A 16,254-nucleotide genomic window follows, 5' to 3' on the forward strand; every position below is an offset into this window, starting at 1 on the left:
AGCCGATCCTCAGATCCCCAGTCCTGGTCGCTACGCCGTTGCTTGACGGGGGAGCGCGGTCCGGATCAGGTGGTCGAAGGCGGCGAGTGCTGCTTTCGCGCCGTCGCCGGCCGAGGTCACGATCTGCTTGTACGGCGCCGTCGTACAGTCGCCAGCCGCGAAGACGCCCGGCAGGTCGGTCCTTCCGTGGTGGTCCACGACGATCTCGCCGGCCCGGTTGCGGGTAAGCGACCCGTCGAGCCAGTCGGTCGCCGGGTGTAGGCCGATCTGCACGAAGACTCCGGACAGGTCGAGGTCGTGGAGGCTTTCGTCGGTGCGCGACTGGTAGCGCATGCCGGTGACCTTCTGGCCGTCGCCGACGATCGCCTGCGTCTGGGCCGAAGTGATCACACGGACGTTGTGCTGACGGGCCAGCGCCTGCTGCAGCACGCTGTCGGCGCGGAGCGCCGCGCCGAACTCCAACAAGGTCACCTGACTGGCTAGCCCGGCCAGATCGATGGCCGCCTCGACGCCCGAGTTGCCGCCGCCGACCACGGCGACCGCCTTGTCCTTGAAGAGCGGGCCGTCGCAGTGGGGGCAGAAGGTCACCCCACGATTGCGGTACTCGGCTTCGCCGGGAACGTCGAGTAGCCGCCACTGGGCGCCGGTGGCGATCACGATCGTGCGGGAGAAGAGCTCGGCGCCACTGGCCAGTTCCACGCTCAATGGAGCGTCCGGATCGTCGTGGGAGTGGAGACCCGCGGCCAGCTGACGTTCTATGACGTCGACCTCGTGCGCCCGGACCTGACTCTCCAGATCGGAGCCGAGGCGGGGTCCCTCGGTACGGGCGACCGAGGGGAAGTTCTCGATGCCTGCGGTGTCGAGGACCTGGCCACCCAGCCGCTCGGCTACCAGGGCCGTGCGAAGACCCTTGCGCGCGGCGTAGAGAGCCGCCGTCACGCCGGCCGGCCCGCCGCCGACCACGAGCATGTCGTAGGTCGGCTTCGCATCGAGGTGGGCGGCGGTGTCTGTGGTGCTGCCGAGACGTTCCACGATCTCGGTCAGTCCCATCCGTCCCTGAGCGAAGAGTTCCCCGTTGAGGAAGACCGCCGGCACGCTGAGGATGCCGCGGTCGGCGACTTCGGTAGCGAACGCCCCGCCCTCGATCGCGGTGTGCGTGATCGAGGGATTGAGGGCTGCCATGGTGTTGAGCGCCTGGACGACGTCTGGACAGTTCTGACAGGTCAGCGAGAAATACGTCTCGAAGTGCAGGGGACCGGAAAGTTGCTGGATCTGGTCGAGCAGGTCGTCGTCGAACTTGGGCGGGTGGCCGCTGACGTGGAGCAGGGCCAGGACGAGCGACGTGAACTCATGGCCCATCGGAACTCCGGCGAAGCGCGGACCGCTCTGCTCGCCTGACCGGGAGATCCGGAATGACGGCACTCGCTGGCCCGCAGTCGGCGGTGTGGTGCTGACGGCGATCTGGGTGCTGGCCGATGCGAGCTCTGCGAGCAGGCCCTGCATCTGACGTGAGGTCGGGCTGTCGTCCAGGGTGGCGACCAGGTCCACCGGGGTACGCAGGTGGGTCAGGTGGCTGGTCAGCTGCTGCCTCAGTGCGGGGGGCAGCATCAGATCTTCCCGACCAGCTCGAGTGACGGCGTCAACGTCTCGGCGCCGGTGTCCCACTTCGCCGGGCAGACCTCGCCCGGGTGCGCGGCGATGTACTGAGCTGCCTTGACCTTGCGGAGCAGTTCGCCGGCGTCGCGGCCGATGCCGCTGTCGTTCACTTCGATCGTGCGGATCACGCCCTGGGGATCGATCACGAAGGTGCCTCGCAGAGCCTGACCCTCTTCCTCGACCAGCACGTCGAAGGCCATTGATAGGCGGAGGGTCGGGTCGGCGAGCAGGGGGTACTGCACCTTGCGGACGGCGTCGGAGGTCTCGTGCCAGGCCTTGTGGGCGAAGTGACTGTCGGTGGAGACGCCGTACAGCTCGACGCCGAGTTCGCGGAACTCGTCATAGCGCTCGGCGAGGTCCTCGAGCTCGGTCGGGCAGACGAAGGTGAAGTCGCCCGGATAGAAGACCAGGACGCTCCACTGGCCGCGCAGGTCGGCGTCGGTGACCTCGAAGAAGGCGCCCTGCCGGTAGGCATGGGCGCGGAAGCTCGGGATCGTGGTGTTGATCAGGGGCATGGGGATCGCTCTCTGCTCAGTGGGCGGGGGCACTAGACAGCCAGTTCAATTGGCATAGGTCAAATCTAGCATAGACCTATGTCAAATGAACTGGCTGAATCGGCAAGGCTGGATCAATCGGCGGGGCGCAGGGGCACCCGGGGGAAGTCGACCGGTACGTCGAGCGCGATGTTGACGTAGTTGGTGAAGAGGTTCAGGGCGACCTGTCCGATGGTCTCGACGATCTGTCCATCGCTCCAGCCGTGCTGCCGTAGCGCGTCGATGTCGGCGGTTGAGACCTGGCCGCGATCCCGGACCAGCTTCACTGCGAAGGTGAGCAGGGCTTGGGTGCCCGGGTCCGCGGAGCGTCCATCCTGGGCGTCGGCGAGCTCCTCGCGCGAGAGCCCCGCCTTCTGGCCGAGGGCGGTGTGCGCAGCCAGGCAATAGTCACAGGAGTTCTGGTTGGCGACGGCGACCGCGATCTGCTCGCCGAGCGCCGGTCCGAGCGTGCCCTCGGCGAAGGCGCCGAAGGCCGCCCACATGCTGGCGAGCGCGGCGGGCGAGTTGGCGACGGCTCGGAACATCGCAGGCACGGTTCCGAAAGCGGCGTCGATCTGCTTGAGGTGCACGGCGGCGTCGTCATCGGCTGTTTCGGGGGCGACGAGGGGAACGTTCGGCATCGGGGGACTCCTTCAGTGGGTCGTCGTGAGCCCGAGTGGCTCTGGCTCTCAGTCTTGTGACGCCGAGGGGACGATGCATCTCGTATGATCCGGATTTCATGCCAATTCATCCAGAAAGCACGGTGCGCGCAGTGGTTGATCGCCTGACACCTCTGCTGGAAAGGTTCCGGGTGCGTACCCGGCTTTTCCATAGCGGGCCGCTATGTGGCGTCACCGAGTTCCCGGCCGAGATCGGGCGCGGGTTCCTGCACGTGCTGCGACGGGGAGAGCTGGAGATGACCGTCATCCACGACGTCGGCGCAGCCGAGCGGATCGAGGTCACCCGGCCCTCCTTGCTCTTCTTCCCGCGCCCGATCCGGCACACCTTCTTCAACCCGCCTGCCGACCACTCCGACTTCGCCTGCGCAACGCTCGACTTCGAGGGCGGCGCGACCCACCCGATCGTCCGCACCTTGCCACCTGTCGTAGTGATCGCGCTGGCCGACGTGCCGACCCTGGAGGTGGCGTTGGAGTTGCTGTTCGCCGAGGTCGACAGCGACCGCTGTGGGCATCCGATCGTGGTGGACCGCGTCTTCGAGGTGGTGCTGATCCAGATGCTCCGGTGGATGATCGACCACTCCGCCGAGCTGGCTCTGCCGCCTGGTCTGTTGCCGGCGCTCGCCGACGAGCGTCTGGCGCCGGCACTCGTCGCGCTGCACCACGAGCCTGGGCGGCCGTGGCGGCTAGACACGATGGCGCGGGAGGCGAACCTGTCGCGCAGTGCGTTCGCGGCGAGGTTCAAGGAGGTCGTCGGGCGCACCCCGGCCGACTACCTCACCGAATGGCGGCTCACGATCGCCCAGGCGCAGCTTCGGGCCGGCGCCTCCGTCAGCCTGGTCGCCGCTGATCTCGGCTATGCGAGCCCGTCGTCCTTCACGCGGGTCTTCACCCAACGGATCGGAGTCTCGCCGCGTGCCTGGTCGGCGTCAGCGGGGTGAGTCATCAGCGCCCCGGCGTCGGCGGGTCCTCGAGGCGTCTGCTGGTCAGCAACGCCACCAGCGGAAGGGCGATCAGCGCCGTCAGCGCGGTACGCAGACTCGTCTGGTCCGCGATCCAGCCGATCGCGGGGCCGAACAGTCCGCCGATGCTGACCGCCAGCCCGACGGTGATCCCGCTGGCGACACCGATGTTCTGCGGCAGGTAGTCCTGGCCCAGAGTGACCATGACGGCGAAAGGCAACGAGACCGCGACGCCGGCGCCGGCGATCGCCAGGACCGCGATCGTCGGCGTCGGCGCGGCGACGATGCCGGCGCACGCCAGCGCGGAGGCCGCGAACCCGACGCGTTGACTGGTCAGCCGCCCGATCCGGTCGGCCAGGAATGCGCCGAGCAGGGTGCCGATCACGCCCGCGGCCAGAAACACGCTGCTGGTGGTCGCGGCCACCGAGGTCGGCACTGTGAACCGCTCCACCAGGTACAGGGCGCCGAAAGTGGTGAGGGCGAGGAAGAGGATGGAGCGGACCACGACGCTGAGGCACAGCCGGAGGAAGGACGGCCAGTCGTTGGCCCCACTCCGCGTCGCAGAGGGTGGCGCTGATCGAGCTTCGGTGTAGCGCGGCAGACGGGCGAGCAGGACGACCGCCATCACGGCCGCCGGGAGGAGCAACAGCTTGAGTGCGACGGAGCCGAGGCAGAGGATCAGCGTGGCGGCCACCAGCGAGCCGAGTGCGAACCCGATGTTCCCGCTCAGGACGAAGAGGCCCATCGCGCCGGTGCTGTTGCCCGCCAGTCGTCGGGCGGTACGCGCGCCGGAGGGGTGGAAGGCCGCGATACCCAGTCCGCTGATCGCGAGCGCGGCCCACAGCAGTGGATAGCTGGTGGCGACGCCGCAGAGCGCGATGCCGAGGGCTGCGGTGCTGATCCCCGCCCAGATCAGCCACTCCCGGCCACCGCGGTCGGCCCACCAGCCGAACAGCGGCTGGGTGATCGCTGAGAGTGCGGTCGCGGCGAACATCAGGCCGGCGACCCGGGCGTTGCTATAGCCGTAGGCGGCGGCGAGGAACGGCAGCATCGCGGGGACGACGCCCTGATAGAAGTCGTTGACCAGGTGGGCGCTGGAGAGCAGTGCCACGCCGCGCCGATTGACCCGCTGTTCGCTCATCACGCTACGAGGCGTGCGCCGAACGTCGACCAGCTCACGTGCGCTGAGGTCCTTCGGGAATGCGAGCGAGGACCGTCCGCGCCGCCATCTCGACCGCGGCGGCGATGTCCGCGCCGTCCAGTAGTGCCAGGTTGAGCCGCGCGGCGAAGAGGTCTCCCAACCCTTTGACCCGGGTTGGCCGCACGGAGTGACGCCGGAAGGTGAAGCCGGATCGGATCACGATCAGCTCGCCGATCTCCGCACCCTGTTCCCCGGCGCGCGACGGTGCCCGGATGCCGGTCACCACCACCCACTCGGTGTGGCGGTGGAACAGGCTGCGCGCCGCAGCCTCGATCGCAGCGAGCGATCCCAGTTCGTCGAGCGAGCGCTGCGAGAGTTGGGCGAGCTCGAACAGGTTCGGGGTGATCCCGTGGGAGATCGGCAGCAGGTGGTCACGGATCGCGTCGGCCACCCCGGGTTCGGTGTAGAAGCCGAGGCCGGTGTCGCCAAGGGTGGGATCCAGGACGAACGTGGAGGTGCGCCGCGACCGAAACCGAAGCCACCAGGCAGCGATCGCTTCGGCCTGGTCTGCCGAGGCGAGGTAGCCCGAGGTGACCAGGCCGAGTTCGGAGAGGGCGCCAGCCGCCGTCAGGTCGGCCAAGGCGGTGGCGATCCACTCCGATGGCACGTCGAGCGGCCGGGCCGAGGGGTAGTGCGGCATCACCGGATACAGCACGGTGGGCACCTTCGCCGTCGGTACTCCAGCCGCGTCGAAGACCCGGTTGGTTGCGCTCAGCCCCACTGAACCGAACGCAACCAGGGAGCCGATCGCCAACAGACGGGCCGGGGTCGGGCGTAGCTCGAGATCTGCTGCGGAGTCGAGTTGAACGGCGCGGCGGCCGACCGACGCCGACGTCGCGGGTGAGCGTGGGCCGGGCGGCACCTCAATCGCCGAGAGTGGGGTAGAGCGGATGGCGCCGGACGAGCACCGCGGTCCGCTCGCGCAGCGCCTCGCGGTCGGCGTCAGGCTTCAGCGCCTCGGCAACGACGTCGGCGACCTCGATGAAGTCGTCGGTCTGGAACCCGCGGGTGGCCAGGGCCGGGGTGCCGATCCGGATGCCGGAGGTCACCCGGGGCGGCCGCGTGTCGAACGGGACAGAGTTTCGGTTCACGGTGATGCCGATGTCGTGCAACGTGCTCTCGGCGGTGATCCCGTCGATCGACGAACGACGCAGATCAGCCAGGACCAGGTGGACGTCGGTGCCGCCGGTGAGTAGGTCGAGTCCGGTTTCGCGCAGATCGGGGGCGATCAACCGGTCAGCGAGGATCCGGGCCCCTTCCAAGGTGCGGCGTTGCCGGTCGGCGAAGTAGTCGGTGCCTGCGAGCAGGAACGCCGTCGCCTTGGCTGCGATGATGTGCATGAACGGCCCGCCCTGCTGCCCGGGGAAGACGTTCTGGTCGAGCGCTTTGGCGAACTGGTCGTCTCGGCTCAGGATGAATGCGCCGCGCGGCCCGCCCAGGGTTTTGTGGGTGGTCGAGGAGACGATGTCGGCGTAGGGGACAGGGTTGGGATGCAGGCCGGCTGCGACGAGTCCGGCGAAATGGGCCATGTCGACCCAGAGCACCGCACCGGTCTCGTCGGCGATCTCCCGGAAGGCTGCGAAGTCGAGGTGGCGGGCGTAGGCGGACCATCCCGCGATCAACACCCGGGGGCGGTGCTTGCGGGCGAGGTCGCGGACCTGATCCATGTCGATCCGCGAGGTCGTCGGATCGACCTCGTAGGCGACGGTCCGGTAGAGCCGACCGGAGAAGTTCAGCGTCATCCCGTGCGTGAGATGACCACCGTGGTCCAGGCGCAGGCCCAGCAAGGTGTCCCCGGGCTCGGCGATGGCCGAGAGGACAGCGGCGTTCGCGGTGGCGCCGGCGTGGGGCTGCACGTTGGCGTACTCCGCGCCGTAGAGCGCCCGAACCCGTTCCAGTGCGAGGTTCTCGGCACGGTCGACCGGTTCACAACCGGCGTAGTAGCGCCGTCCCGGGTAGCCCTCGGCATACTTGTTCGTCAGCACGCTGCCGACTGACTCCAGAACCGAGATCGGGACGAAGTTCTCGGAGGCGATCATCTCCAGCGTCGCGCGTTCGCGGCTCAGTTCCTCGCCGAGGATCTGGTGGACCGCGGGGTCCAGGTCGGCCAACGCGGAATGGAACGGATGGCTCATCGGTGGGGCTCCTGTTGGTCGAGGGGAGTGGGGACGTCGTGGAGGGCCGGGTCTGGCCAGTACTGCAGGTCGGGGGTGGTCCGTGCTCCGAAGATCGCCTGGCCGACGCGGACGACGGTGGCGCCTTCTTCGATCGCCAGTTCGTAGTCGCCGGACATCCCCATCGACAGCTCTCCGGAGCCGATCAGGTCGGGATCGGCCTCGCGCGCCTGATTGCGCAGTGAGCGCAGGAGTGCGAAGCAGGGCCGAACCCTCGTCTCGTCGTCGCTGAAGACCGCCAGGGTCATCAGGCCGCGGACTCGCAACGATGAGTACGTGGGTAGCGCCCGCAGGAAGCCGGGTAGTTCGTCGGGGGCGAGTCCGAACTTCTGTTGTTCTGCTGAGGTGTTCACCTGAACGAAGACATCGATCGCGCGGCCGGCGGCTTGGAGGCGGCGATCGAGAGCTTCGGCGACTCGGAGACTGTCAAGGGCTTGGAACTCGTGCGCGTAGGCGGCGACGTCGCGTGCCTTGTTGGTTTGCAGATGGCCGATGATCGACCACTCGATCGGCAACTCCGCCAGGTTCCGGTGCTTGCGGGTGGCCTCCTGAACCTTGTTCTCGCCGAGGGTCCGCATTCCTGCGGCCACGGCGATCCGCACGCGCTCCTCGGGAACGGTCTTGCTGACCGGGAGGAGACGTACGGAGTCGGGGGAGCGGCCGGCGCGTCGTGCGGCCCGATCGATCCGGGATCGCACGCGCGCGAGGTTGGCGGCGAACTCCTCGACGGTCCGCGCGGTCGGGTAGCGCTGGGCACTGGTCATTGCAAACTTCTTGGCATAGGTCAAAGATATGCATAAGCTTAGGCCAAGTTCAATCTAGGAGGTGAATGTCATGGCGGCTCCTCGGCTGCGTCAAACCCGACCGATCGGCACGGCATCGCGCCTCGACGGGGTCCTCTACGACCTGCGGGGACCGGTTCATCAGCGGGCCGTGGAACTCGAACGTGACGGTCACGCGATCCTGCGGTTGAACATCGGCAATCCAGCACCGTTCGGGTTCGAAGCACCGCCTGCCGTGATCGATGCGCTTCGCGAGGCGTTGCCGACGGCCCACGGTTACTCGGAGTCGGCAGGGATCCCCACCGCCCGGGAAGCGGTCGCCGAGCACCTCATGGGCCGGACCGGGTTCGCGACTGTCGACGTCGACGACGTGATCATCGGCAACGGCGTCTCCGAACTCGTCGGGTTGGCGCTGCAGGCGTTGCTCGAGCCAGGTGACGAGATCCTGATCCCGAGCCCGGACTATCCGCTCTGGACAGCATCGGCGGTCTTCTCCGGTGCTCGCGTCGTGCATTACGCCTGCCGGGAGGACGCAGGCTGGCAGCCCGACGTGGAGGAGATGGCCGCCCTGGTCACCCCGCGCACCCGCGCGATCGTGGTGATCACCCCGAACAATCCGACGGGCGCCGTCTACTCCAGAGAGAAGCTCGCCGAGATCGCGCGGCTTGCCGATCGGCACGGACTGCTGTTGCTCTCCGACGAGATCTATGACCGGATCGTCTACGACGGTGCAGTGCACACCTCCCTCGCTCAAGTCGCCACCGAGCAGCCGGTACTCACCTTCGGCGGACTGTCGAAGACTCATCGGGTGGCCGGGTTCCGCGCTGGTTGGATCGCGGCTACGGGGTTCGAGGCTCAGGACCCCTACCTACAGGGGCTCAGTCTGTTGGCGTCGATGCGGATGTGCGCCTCCGTCCCGGCTCAGCATGCGATCGCGGCCGCACTCCGCCACGACGACACCCTCCCCGCGCTGCTCGCCCCGGGAGGCCGTCTCTACGAACAACGCAGGGCGGCGGTGCGGGCACTGAGTGCTATCCCCGGAGTAGACGCCGTAGTCCCTGACGGCGGGCTCTACCTCTTCGTCGGGCTCGACCCACAGCGCCATCCGATCGTGGACGACGAGCGCCTGGTCCTCGACCTCCTGGCGGCCGAGCACGTGCTTCTCGTCCACGGCCGAGCGTTCAACTGGCACCGGCCCGACCATCTCCGGATCGCGTTCCTACCCGATCCGGAGACACTCTCGGACGCGATCGAACGATTCGGACGCTTCCTGAACGGCTACACCCAGACCCCAACCAGCAACTCCTGAGAGGACCAGAATGATGAGCGCAGCGACGATCCGGAGGGTGGAGCCCGACGCGGGCCCCGCACTGCTCACCGAGATCCCCGGCCCGAAGAGCCGAGAGCTTCATGCCCGCCGCGCAGCCGCCGTCGCCCGTGGGGTCAACTGCCTGGTGCCGGTCTACATCGACTCTGCGATCGGACCGTGGGTGATCGACGTCGACGGCAACCGGCTCCTCGACCTGGGCTCGGGCATCGGGGTCACCACCATCGGCCACGGCAACGACCGGGTCATCGAGGCGGCCTCGGCGCAGCTGCGGCGCTTCACCCACACGCTCTTCACGGTCACCCCCTATGAGGGGTACATACGGCTGGCCGAGTTGCTGGCCGCCAAGACGCCAGGCGACTTCGTGAAGAAGACGTTCCTGGTGAACTCCGGTGCCGAGGCAGTGGAGAACGCGGTCAAGATCGCCCGCCGGCACACCGGCCGACGGGCGGTCGCCGCCCTTGACCACGCCTTCCACGGCCGCACCAGCCTGACCATGGCGATGAACCACAGCACAGTGCCTTACGGTGTCGGATTCGGCCCCTTCGCGCCGGACGTGTACCGGGTTCCGAACTCGTACCCGTACCGAGACGGACTGAGCGGTGCCGAGGCAGCCGCGCGCACGATCGCCTATCTGGAGAAGCGGATCGGGGTCGACGACCTCGCTGCGATCATCGCCGAGCCGATCCAGGGGGAGGGCGGGTTCCTGGTTCCCGCGCCCGGCTACCTTCCCGCTCTTCAAGCGTGGGCCAACGAACGTGGAGTGGTCGTCATCGCCGATGAGATCCAGACCGGACTGGCGCGGACCGGCACCTGGTTCGGGAGCGAGCACTTCGGCCTGGTGCCGGACCTGGTGCTCACCGCGAAGGCGTTGGCCGGAGGGCTTCCGCTGGCTGGCATCACCGGACGGGCAGAGATCATGGACGCGGCCGACCCGGGTGGGCTCGGCGGCACCTTCGGGGGCAACCCGGTCGCTGTCGCCGCGGGGATCGCCGTCCTCGAGGAGCTCGGGACAGGGCACTACTTCGCGGAGGCTGACCGTATCGGGCAAACGCTCAGGCGTGGACTGGACGAGTTGGCGCTGCGCTATCCGGAGATCGGGGAGATCCGTGGGCACGGGGCGATGCAGGCGATCGAGCTCAGCGAGCCCGGAAGCCGGATCCCGTTGACGGGGCTGGCGGCCGAGATCGCCGGCTATGCCGCGAAGCGTGGGGTGCTACTGATCACGGCGGGTAGTGACGGCAACGTCATCCGGTTCCTGCCGACTCTGGTCACCACCGATGCTCAGCTCGAGTTCGCGATCGAACTGATCGGTGAGGCGCTGGCGCTGCACGCCGACCGGTAGTGAAGCGACCGGGCAGAAGTCTGAGAGGGTCGGGCCCTAGGATCGACGGGACCAAGGAGGCTTGATGAGGGTGCTCATCCAGGGCAGTTCGGCAGCGGAGATCGCCTCCAGCATCCGGGCAGAGCTCGACGCCGGTGCCCTTGGTCCCGGAGACTCCCTTCCTCCTGCCCGGGAGCTCGCTCACCAGCTAGGCGTCAACCGGAACACCGTCGTCGCGGCCTACCGCCAGCTTGCCCAGGCCGGGCTCCTGGTGTCGCGGCGTGGCGCGGGGACCACGGTTGCGGCGCCGGCGGTGCTGAACGAGGAAGGGTTCCGGCCCGACACGGCGGTGGCTGATGTCGGCAGCGGCAACCCCGATCGCGGGTTGCTTCCGGACCTCTCCAACCTGACGCTTCCGCCGGGGCCGAACGTCCTCTACGGCGAGTCGATCCTCGACCCTGGGCTCGGGGAATGGGCGCGGAACTGGTTCGCCAGCGAGCTCAGTCGGCCGTTCGAGGTCACGGTGATGGGCGGTGCGGTCGACGCCGTCGAGCGGCTGCTGGCGATGGCGCTGGCACCGGGGGACCTGGTCGCGCTGGAGGACCCGTGCTTCCTGAGCAGCGTCAACGTGGTGCGACGCTCCGGTTTCCGACCGGTTCCGATTCCCGTCGACAGACAGGGGATGACGCCGGACGGACTGCGACTGGCGCTGGAGTCGGGGGCCCGCGTGGTGATCTGCACGCCTCGCGCGCATAACCCGACCGGCGCCAGCCTCACCGCCCGCCGGGCGCAGGAGCTTCGCGCGGTGATCGCGAAACACCCGCAGGTCCTGGTGATCGAGGACGACCACTTCTCTCTGTTGGCGACCAAACCGTTCCACAGTGTCTGCCCCAATGGACACCGGCACTGGGCACTGATCCGTTCGCTCTCCAAGTTCTTGGGGCCGGATCTCCGCGTGGCCCTGGTCGCCACCGATCCCGGTACCGCTCGGCGGCTCGGCGCGCAGGTCAGTGCCGGTACGAACTGGGTCAGCCATCTCCTGCAACGGACCGCGCACGGCCTGCTGGGCGACCCCGGGTTCGCGGAGCGTAACGAGGCGGCCCGCGACCACTACCACTCCCGCAATGCGCGTTTCGTCGAACTCCTTGCTGAGCAAGGGGTCGCGGCGTCGGCGACGGACGGGCTCAACGTCTGGGTGGATGTGAGGGGCGATGCTCATCTCGTCTCCGCCGAGTTGATCCGGCGCGGCTGGGCGGCGCGACCCGGTGACGAGTTCGCGCTCACCCCTGAGGCGGGTGCCCACTACCTGCGGTTTACGGTGCACGACCTCGATGACGAGCAGCTGCGGTCGCTCGCCGAGGCGACCGCGGCTGCGATCGCGGCTGCGCAGACGTCCCGATTCAAGTAGGCCGGGAGTTCTTCAGCGCAACGAGATACTGACGATCGCGTCGGTCAGTTCGTCAGGAGCGTCAAGGGCGAGAAGGGTGCGGGCGCCGTCGACGGGGATGAACTCCGCACCCGCGAACGCGGCATGCAGTCGGCGGCCGAGTGCGGGCCGAAAGCTGCGGTCCGCCATGCCCCAGATCACGGTCACCGGGAGGGTCACTTCGGCGAGCCGGGTCGAGGTGTCGAGTAGGTCGGCTGGGTCGATCCGACGCAGCAGGGCGACCAGGTCCCGCCGGATCGCTGGGTCGGTGCGGGCAGGCTCGATCCAGGCTCGGGTGAACCCCCGTGGCAGGTTCTTGGCCAGGAGCCCGAAGCCGAACCACGAGTTGCGGAGTGCACCGAGCCTGAGCTGGTTGAGGAGGGCCTTCGCCCGCCACTCGTGGCGCAGCAGCGGGAACAACAGGTTGAAGGGTGCGGGTGGGAATTGCTCGAACGCATCACAGTTCGCCAGCACCAGGCGGGCGACCCGCGAGGAGTCGGTGCCCAGCTCCGGGTCGATCAGGAACTGACAGATCGCCCCGCCGGTGTCGTTGCCGACCAGGGTGACGTCGGTGAGCTCGAGCTCGGCGAGGAAGGCGAGGACCAACCGGGCGACACCGTGTGGTGACGGGTCGCCGTCCTCAGGGAGTGGAATCCGGTGCGCTCCCAGTGGCCAATCGGGGGCGAAGCTGCGGACCCCTTGCGCAGCAAGGCGTTCGGCGACCGGCTCCCAGAGAGATCCGTCGCTGAGCACGGGGTGGATGAAAACCACGGTCGGCGCGGGTGATCCGGCCGGGCCGGCGACCCGGTAGTTGAGGGTCCCGCCAGGCAGAGTGATGGTGGGCATGGGCTTCTCCTGGTTCATTTTCGGGGTGGTCGCCGGGCGGCGCTGGACGCCTGGGCGAATGAACGTCACTACAATCAATGCGTGAGCTCAGCGACAGAAGGACCATCCGGGGGTGCGCCTGCGTCGTCGCGGGTCTCGCGGAAGAAGGCGCGTACCGCCGCCGCGATCCTGGATGCTGCCGAGGTGTTGTTCCGGGACCGCGGGTTTCAGGCCACCACGATCGATGACGTCGCCGAGCAGGCCGACGTCTCGGTGGGGTCGGTCTATGTGCACTTCAAGAACAAGTCCGGGCTCTATCTGGCGTTGGTCGAGCGCGCCCTCGACCTGAACGAGGCCGCGATGGCGGGCGTGGCCGAGCAACGCCTGGAGAGTCCGATGGCTCGGGTGTTGGCGGCGGCGGACTCCTATCTCCGTTTCCATCTCGAAGAGCCGGGTGCGTTCCAGATGATCGCGCTCCGGGTCCTGGAGCCGACCTCCGGTCAGGTCGACCCCGAGGTCGAGGCGCGGATCGCCGATCGCGTGCAGGCACTGGTCGGAGCCGTCTACGAGGACCTCGCCGAGGCCGCTCGGATCGGTGAGATCCGGTCGGACCTGGACCTGGCCCGGGTGATGCGCTTCTTCTGGGGCGCCTGGAACGGCGTGATCGCGCTGACCCTGCGTCAGGATGGGCTCCGCATCGACGACGCGGAGCTCACCGAGACGCTGAAGATCGGTCAGCGCCTGCTCACCGAAGCGCTGCGCGCCGACTCCTGAGCGCGGCGCCGGCGTAGCCGACGAAGCCGACCGTGGTGGTGACGAACGATCCGATCGCCACCGCACGATAGGTCTTCGCGCCTTCCCACTCCGGGCGGAACGCGAGCGGCAGGAACATCATGGCGTTGCTCCACGCGCCGACGGCCAGGGTCGCCTGCAGCGGCTTCGGCGCATCCGGGACGGCGGCCCCGATCGCTACCGTCGCGGTGCCGAGTGCGGCGAGATCGAGGTGCCACTGCCGGATCCGGCCACCGCTGACGATGCCGAGCCGCCGTGCCTTCTCCTTGTCGGCGATGACCAGGGCGTAGAGCCAGCCCGACATCGCGCTGGCGGCGATCTCGACCAGGCCCGAAGTGACCAGTGCGGACGGCGTTCGCGTCGCCGCGCTCATCGGGCGTCCTGCTTGATCCGGGCCTGGTGGGTGCGTTCATAGAAACGACGGCCGACCCGGTTGTGGTAGTGCCAAGCAGCCGTGGCGACCCAGCCGCGACGTTGGAGCCAGAACCGGTCGCTGGCATAGGTGGCCGGACGCCGGGTCAGGGGGAGGTCGGCGACGACGAAGCCGGCGCCCTCGTCGCGGGCCCGGAAGGCGAGCACCTGACCGTCGGCGTCACAGATCTGTGCACCGCCTTCGAGCCGACCGCGGTAGCGCAGCGGTGTGCCGAGGAAGTCGCAGTCGATCCGGCCGGCGTGCGCGGCGTGGATCACCGGAGCGCCGAGGTGCCGCGCGAAGGTGGCCGGGGCGGCGTTGGCACGCGCCAGGTTGCGTCGTTCGGCACCGTCCAGCAGGGGCCACTCCGGCAGACTCCACCAGCCGGAACCGCCGACCACCAGGTCGACCTCGCCGCCGAGTCGGGCCACGGTCTGCGAGCGCATCAACTCCCAGCAGAGCGCGACGCCGACGGAGAGGCCGTCGACCTGGAGGCGGCCCGGGTCGGAGCCGCCCACGTAGAGCGCGTTCTCCCACATGGTGGGGAGGTCCTTGTCGTGCCGGCCGGCGAGGCCGTCGGGCCCGAAGAGGAAGAAGCCGTTGCGGACATGGTCATCGGCGTCGCGGACCAGTGCCGAGCCGCCGACCTGGACGCCGTGCTGGGCCGCCAGCCGGGCCAGCAGTGCGGTCGGTGCGCCGTCCGCCCCGGGGGCGGAGGCGGAGATCCTCGGGTCGAAGCCCATTCCGGTGGAGAAGAACTCCGGCAGGATCACCCACTCCGCGCCGTCCTTGATCGCGGCCAGCACGAGACGTTCGCTGTCGGCGAGGAACTGGTCCGTGTCGCCCAAGGGGGCATCGAGCTGGATCGCCGCAGCCCGGATAGTTTTTGTAGTTGCGTTCATTCTTGAACGATACTGCAATTCTGGGCAATCGGGGAGGCTTTGAACCCGAGCCCGGAGTCGGATTGGTGGAGTTCGGGCGCGATGGCCTACCGCTACCGGCTGAGCTACGGGATCGTGTCGCGGTGGCCCGCGTCGTCGGTCTCAGCAGCCGACCTGTTTGAAGCCGCGGTGCAGGTAGAACCTCGCGGCCGAGGCGTTCTGCTCGACGACGTAGACCCTCGGTGACGCGGTCCAGGTTGATCACGCGGTCGAGCAGGGCGGTGCCGACCCGGTGCTGCGGTCGGCGTCACGGTTCGGCTAACCCGTGTGGCGGGGTTGATAGTCCGCGCTACCCGTTGCTACTTGGTCCAGCCTGCCGAGACCAAGGTCGATGCAGACTTCTGCTCTGTGGTTCAGAAGCCGCGCTCAAGCGTGGCGACGAGAAGAGAGGGGTTAGCGTCGGTGGTGAGCAGATCGCTGACCGCGCTGGGGATTGCCCGATCGCCGCCTACGTGATCGTGTTCGGTTGGCGGGCCGTGACCCGGCGGCATGCCTGCGAGCAAGACTCGGCGAGTTGCGACTAGGCACATCGATCTGAGCGTTGGTCAAAGTCGACGGGGACGACGGGAGTGGTGAGGATTGTTGCGTCAAAGAACTGTTCATGCTTGCATTTTTCTCATGACCTCGCCGTCGACCACCGAAGATCCGCAAGAGCCGACGATCCGGTCCGTGATCTCCACCGGGCATGGATGCGGGCCCAGCGTGGCTTCTTGAACAGTCCGCTCTGGCCGTTGCAGACCTCGATCAAGGGTCTCGTCATCGACTGGAACTCCTATGAGTTCTTGCGGGAACTCAGCCACAAGGGGCCGCACCGACTCAAGGATCTTGCTGCGGCGGCCAACGTCACGGTGCCGCAGGCGAGCCGGCTCGTCGAGACGATGGTGAAGCAGAAGCTGCTGGTGCAGTCCACGCCGGACGACGATCGCCGGGTCACGATCATCGATCTGACCCGTCGCGGGAGGTCCGTCTTCGAGGAGATCGAGGACCTGTTCAGCGGCCTCATGCGGGACCGAGTGGGTTGCATGACCGACGATGAAGTTCGGGTGTTTGCTCGCCTCTACGAGAAGTTCGCCGATGAGGTCACCCGGTGGTCCGACAGCTTCGACGGAAGCTGACTCTTCGCGTTCCGGGCCTGGCGCCAGCGATTCCAGTGGCTGGAATCACACCTTCTTGTCGGTGAGGCCGCCTACCTAGCTTGTCGCTCGTCCGATGTGCAGACGAG

The 16,254-nt window shown here is 68.1% G+C and carries 16 protein-coding genes; 6 read left to right on the plus strand and 10 right to left on the minus strand.

Translation table 11 applies throughout. The annotated features are described in order from the left end of the window. Nucleotides 1-30: 30 nt before the first annotated feature. The 3 genes from ahpF to ACLM5J_RS09030 all read right to left on the minus strand — a co-directional run bounded on the left by ahpF (nt 31) and on the right by ACLM5J_RS09030 (nt 2,830). Nucleotides 31-1,608, minus strand: a complete 1,578-nt coding sequence (ahpF, locus tag ACLM5J_RS09020; protein WP_413656024.1) for an alkyl hydroperoxide reductase subunit F — start codon at nt 1,606-1,608, stop codon at nt 31-33. Then, nucleotides 1,608-2,171, minus strand: a complete 564-nt coding sequence (gene ahpC / locus ACLM5J_RS09025; RefSeq protein ID WP_413656025.1) for an alkyl hydroperoxide reductase subunit C — start codon at nt 2,169-2,171, stop codon at nt 1,608-1,610. The genes ahpF and ahpC overlap by 1 nt, the downstream gene beginning before the upstream one ends. A 113-nt stretch (nt 2,172-2,284) precedes the next feature. Then, nucleotides 2,285-2,830 carry a carboxymuconolactone decarboxylase family protein gene (locus ACLM5J_RS09030; RefSeq protein WP_413656026.1) on the minus strand — a complete coding sequence of 182 codons (546 nt, stop codon included), beginning with the start codon at nt 2,828-2,830 and terminating at the stop codon, nt 2,285-2,287. Between the two features lie 98 nt (nt 2,831-2,928). Between ACLM5J_RS09030 and ACLM5J_RS09035 the strand changes: the two genes are divergently transcribed. Next, a complete protein-coding gene (locus tag ACLM5J_RS09035) occupies nt 2,929-3,807 on the plus strand; it encodes an AraC family transcriptional regulator (protein WP_413656027.1) in 879 nt (292 codons plus the stop codon). 4 nt (nt 3,808-3,811) lie between these two features. On the opposite strand, the gene ACLM5J_RS09040 is transcribed toward ACLM5J_RS09035, so the two are convergent. Genes ACLM5J_RS09040 through ACLM5J_RS09055 form a run of 4 tightly spaced genes read right to left on the minus strand, consistent with a single transcriptional unit; the run spans nt 3,812 to nt 7,967 of the window. Further along, a complete protein-coding gene (locus tag ACLM5J_RS09040; protein ID WP_413656029.1) occupies nt 3,812-4,969 on the minus strand; it encodes an MFS transporter in 1,158 nt (385 codons plus the stop codon). Nucleotides 4,970-5,003: 34 nt separating this feature from the next. Next, nucleotides 5,004-5,891, minus strand: a complete 888-nt coding sequence (locus tag ACLM5J_RS09045; RefSeq protein ID WP_413656030.1) for a bifunctional hydroxymethylpyrimidine kinase/phosphomethylpyrimidine kinase — start codon at nt 5,889-5,891, stop codon at nt 5,004-5,006. Nucleotide 5,892: 1 nt separating this feature from the next. Further along, nucleotides 5,893-7,164, minus strand: a complete 1,272-nt coding sequence (glyA, locus tag ACLM5J_RS09050) for a serine hydroxymethyltransferase (RefSeq protein WP_413656032.1) — start codon at nt 7,162-7,164, stop codon at nt 5,893-5,895. Next, on the minus strand, nt 7,161-7,967 hold the full coding sequence (locus ACLM5J_RS09055; protein WP_413656034.1) for a YggS family pyridoxal phosphate-dependent enzyme: 807 nt from the start codon (nt 7,965-7,967) through the stop codon (nt 7,161-7,163). The genes glyA and ACLM5J_RS09055 overlap by 4 nt, the downstream gene beginning before the upstream one ends. 70 nt (nt 7,968-8,037) lie before the next feature. On the opposite strand from ACLM5J_RS09055, the gene ACLM5J_RS09060 reads away from it, so the two are divergent. The 3 genes from ACLM5J_RS09060 (at nt 8,038) to ACLM5J_RS09070 (ending at nt 12,044) form a co-directional block, all read left to right on the plus strand. Next, the gene (locus ACLM5J_RS09060) at nt 8,038-9,294 is read left to right on the plus strand and encodes a pyridoxal phosphate-dependent aminotransferase (RefSeq protein WP_413656036.1); all 1,257 of its coding nucleotides are present in this window, start codon (nt 8,038-8,040) and stop codon (nt 9,292-9,294) included. Nucleotides 9,295-9,307: 13 nt separating this feature from the next. Beyond that, on the plus strand, nt 9,308-10,657 hold the full coding sequence (locus ACLM5J_RS09065; protein ID WP_413656038.1) for an aminotransferase class III-fold pyridoxal phosphate-dependent enzyme: 1,350 nt from the start codon (nt 9,308-9,310) through the stop codon (nt 10,655-10,657). Nucleotides 10,658-10,721: 64 nt separating this feature from the next. Then, nucleotides 10,722-12,044, plus strand: a complete 1,323-nt coding sequence (locus ACLM5J_RS09070) for an aminotransferase class I/II-fold pyridoxal phosphate-dependent enzyme (protein ID WP_413656040.1) — start codon at nt 10,722-10,724, stop codon at nt 12,042-12,044. A 12-nt stretch (nt 12,045-12,056) separates the two neighbouring features. On the opposite strand, the gene ACLM5J_RS09075 is transcribed toward ACLM5J_RS09070, so the two are convergent. Continuing rightward, on the minus strand, nt 12,057-12,908 hold the full coding sequence (locus ACLM5J_RS09075) for an alpha/beta fold hydrolase (RefSeq protein ID WP_413656042.1): 852 nt from the start codon (nt 12,906-12,908) through the stop codon (nt 12,057-12,059). Nucleotides 12,909-12,989: 81 nt separating this feature from the next. Here ACLM5J_RS09075 and ACLM5J_RS09080 point away from each other — a divergent pair, with 81 nt between their 5' ends. Further along, nucleotides 12,990-13,661 (plus strand): TetR/AcrR family transcriptional regulator, encoded by a 672-nt coding sequence (locus ACLM5J_RS09080; RefSeq protein ID WP_413656044.1) that lies wholly within the window; start codon nt 12,990-12,992, stop codon nt 13,659-13,661. Here ACLM5J_RS09080 and ACLM5J_RS09085 read toward each other — a convergent pair. Next, nucleotides 13,633-14,052, minus strand: a complete 420-nt coding sequence (locus ACLM5J_RS09085) for a hypothetical protein (RefSeq protein WP_413656046.1) — start codon at nt 14,050-14,052, stop codon at nt 13,633-13,635. The two genes, ACLM5J_RS09080 and ACLM5J_RS09085, sit on opposite strands and share 29 nt — an antisense overlap. Then, entirely contained in the window at nt 14,049-14,993 is a 945-nt protein-coding gene (locus ACLM5J_RS09090; RefSeq protein WP_413656048.1) for a carbon-nitrogen hydrolase family protein, read from the minus strand. Before ACLM5J_RS09090 ends, ACLM5J_RS09085 begins: the two co-directional genes overlap by 4 nt. Nucleotides 14,994-15,742: 749 nt before the next feature. On the opposite strand from ACLM5J_RS09090, the gene ACLM5J_RS09095 reads away from it, so the two are divergent. Then, nucleotides 15,743-16,147, plus strand: coding sequence for a MarR family winged helix-turn-helix transcriptional regulator (locus ACLM5J_RS09095; RefSeq protein WP_413656049.1), 405 nt, complete (start codon nt 15,743-15,745; stop codon nt 16,145-16,147). The last annotated feature ends 107 nt before the right edge of the window (nt 16,148-16,254 follow it).

The sequence above is a fragment of the Nocardioides sp. Bht2 genome (assembly GCF_047308515.1).
Lineage (GTDB): Bacteria > Actinomycetota > Actinomycetes > Propionibacteriales > Nocardioidaceae > Nocardioides.

Bases quoted from the DNA above. Each gene is read 5' to 3' on its own strand.
- ahpF (WP_413656024.1), bottom strand. From the start codon at position 1,608: ATGCTGCCCCCCGCACTGAGGCAGCAGCTGACCAGCCACCTGACCCAC.
- ahpC (WP_413656025.1), bottom strand. From the start codon at position 2,171: ATGCCCCTGATCAACACCACGATCCCGAGCTTCCGCGCCCATGCCTAC.
- ACLM5J_RS09030 (WP_413656026.1), bottom strand. From the start codon at position 2,830: ATGCCGAACGTTCCCCTCGTCGCCCCCGAAACAGCCGATGACGACGCC.
- ACLM5J_RS09035 (WP_413656027.1), top strand. From the start codon at position 2,929: ATGCCAATTCATCCAGAAAGCACGGTGCGCGCAGTGGTTGATCGCCTG.
- ACLM5J_RS09040 (WP_413656029.1), bottom strand. From the start codon at position 4,969: ATGAGCGAACAGCGGGTCAATCGGCGCGGCGTGGCACTGCTCTCCAGC.
- glyA (WP_413656032.1), bottom strand. From the start codon at position 7,164: ATGAGCCATCCGTTCCATTCCGCGTTGGCCGACCTGGACCCCGCGGTC.
- ACLM5J_RS09055 (WP_413656034.1), bottom strand. From the start codon at position 7,967: ATGACCAGTGCCCAGCGCTACCCGACCGCGCGGACCGTCGAGGAGTTC.
- ACLM5J_RS09060 (WP_413656036.1), top strand. From the start codon at position 8,038: ATGGCGGCTCCTCGGCTGCGTCAAACCCGACCGATCGGCACGGCATCG.
- ACLM5J_RS09065 (WP_413656038.1), top strand. From the start codon at position 9,308: ATGAGCGCAGCGACGATCCGGAGGGTGGAGCCCGACGCGGGCCCCGCA.
- ACLM5J_RS09070 (WP_413656040.1), top strand. From the start codon at position 10,722: ATGAGGGTGCTCATCCAGGGCAGTTCGGCAGCGGAGATCGCCTCCAGC.
- ACLM5J_RS09075 (WP_413656042.1), bottom strand. From the start codon at position 12,908: ATGCCCACCATCACTCTGCCTGGCGGGACCCTCAACTACCGGGTCGCC.
- ACLM5J_RS09085 (WP_413656046.1), bottom strand. From the start codon at position 14,052: ATGAGCGCGGCGACGCGAACGCCGTCCGCACTGGTCACTTCGGGCCTG.
- ACLM5J_RS09090 (WP_413656048.1), bottom strand. From the start codon at position 14,993: ATGAACGCAACTACAAAAACTATCCGGGCTGCGGCGATCCAGCTCGAT.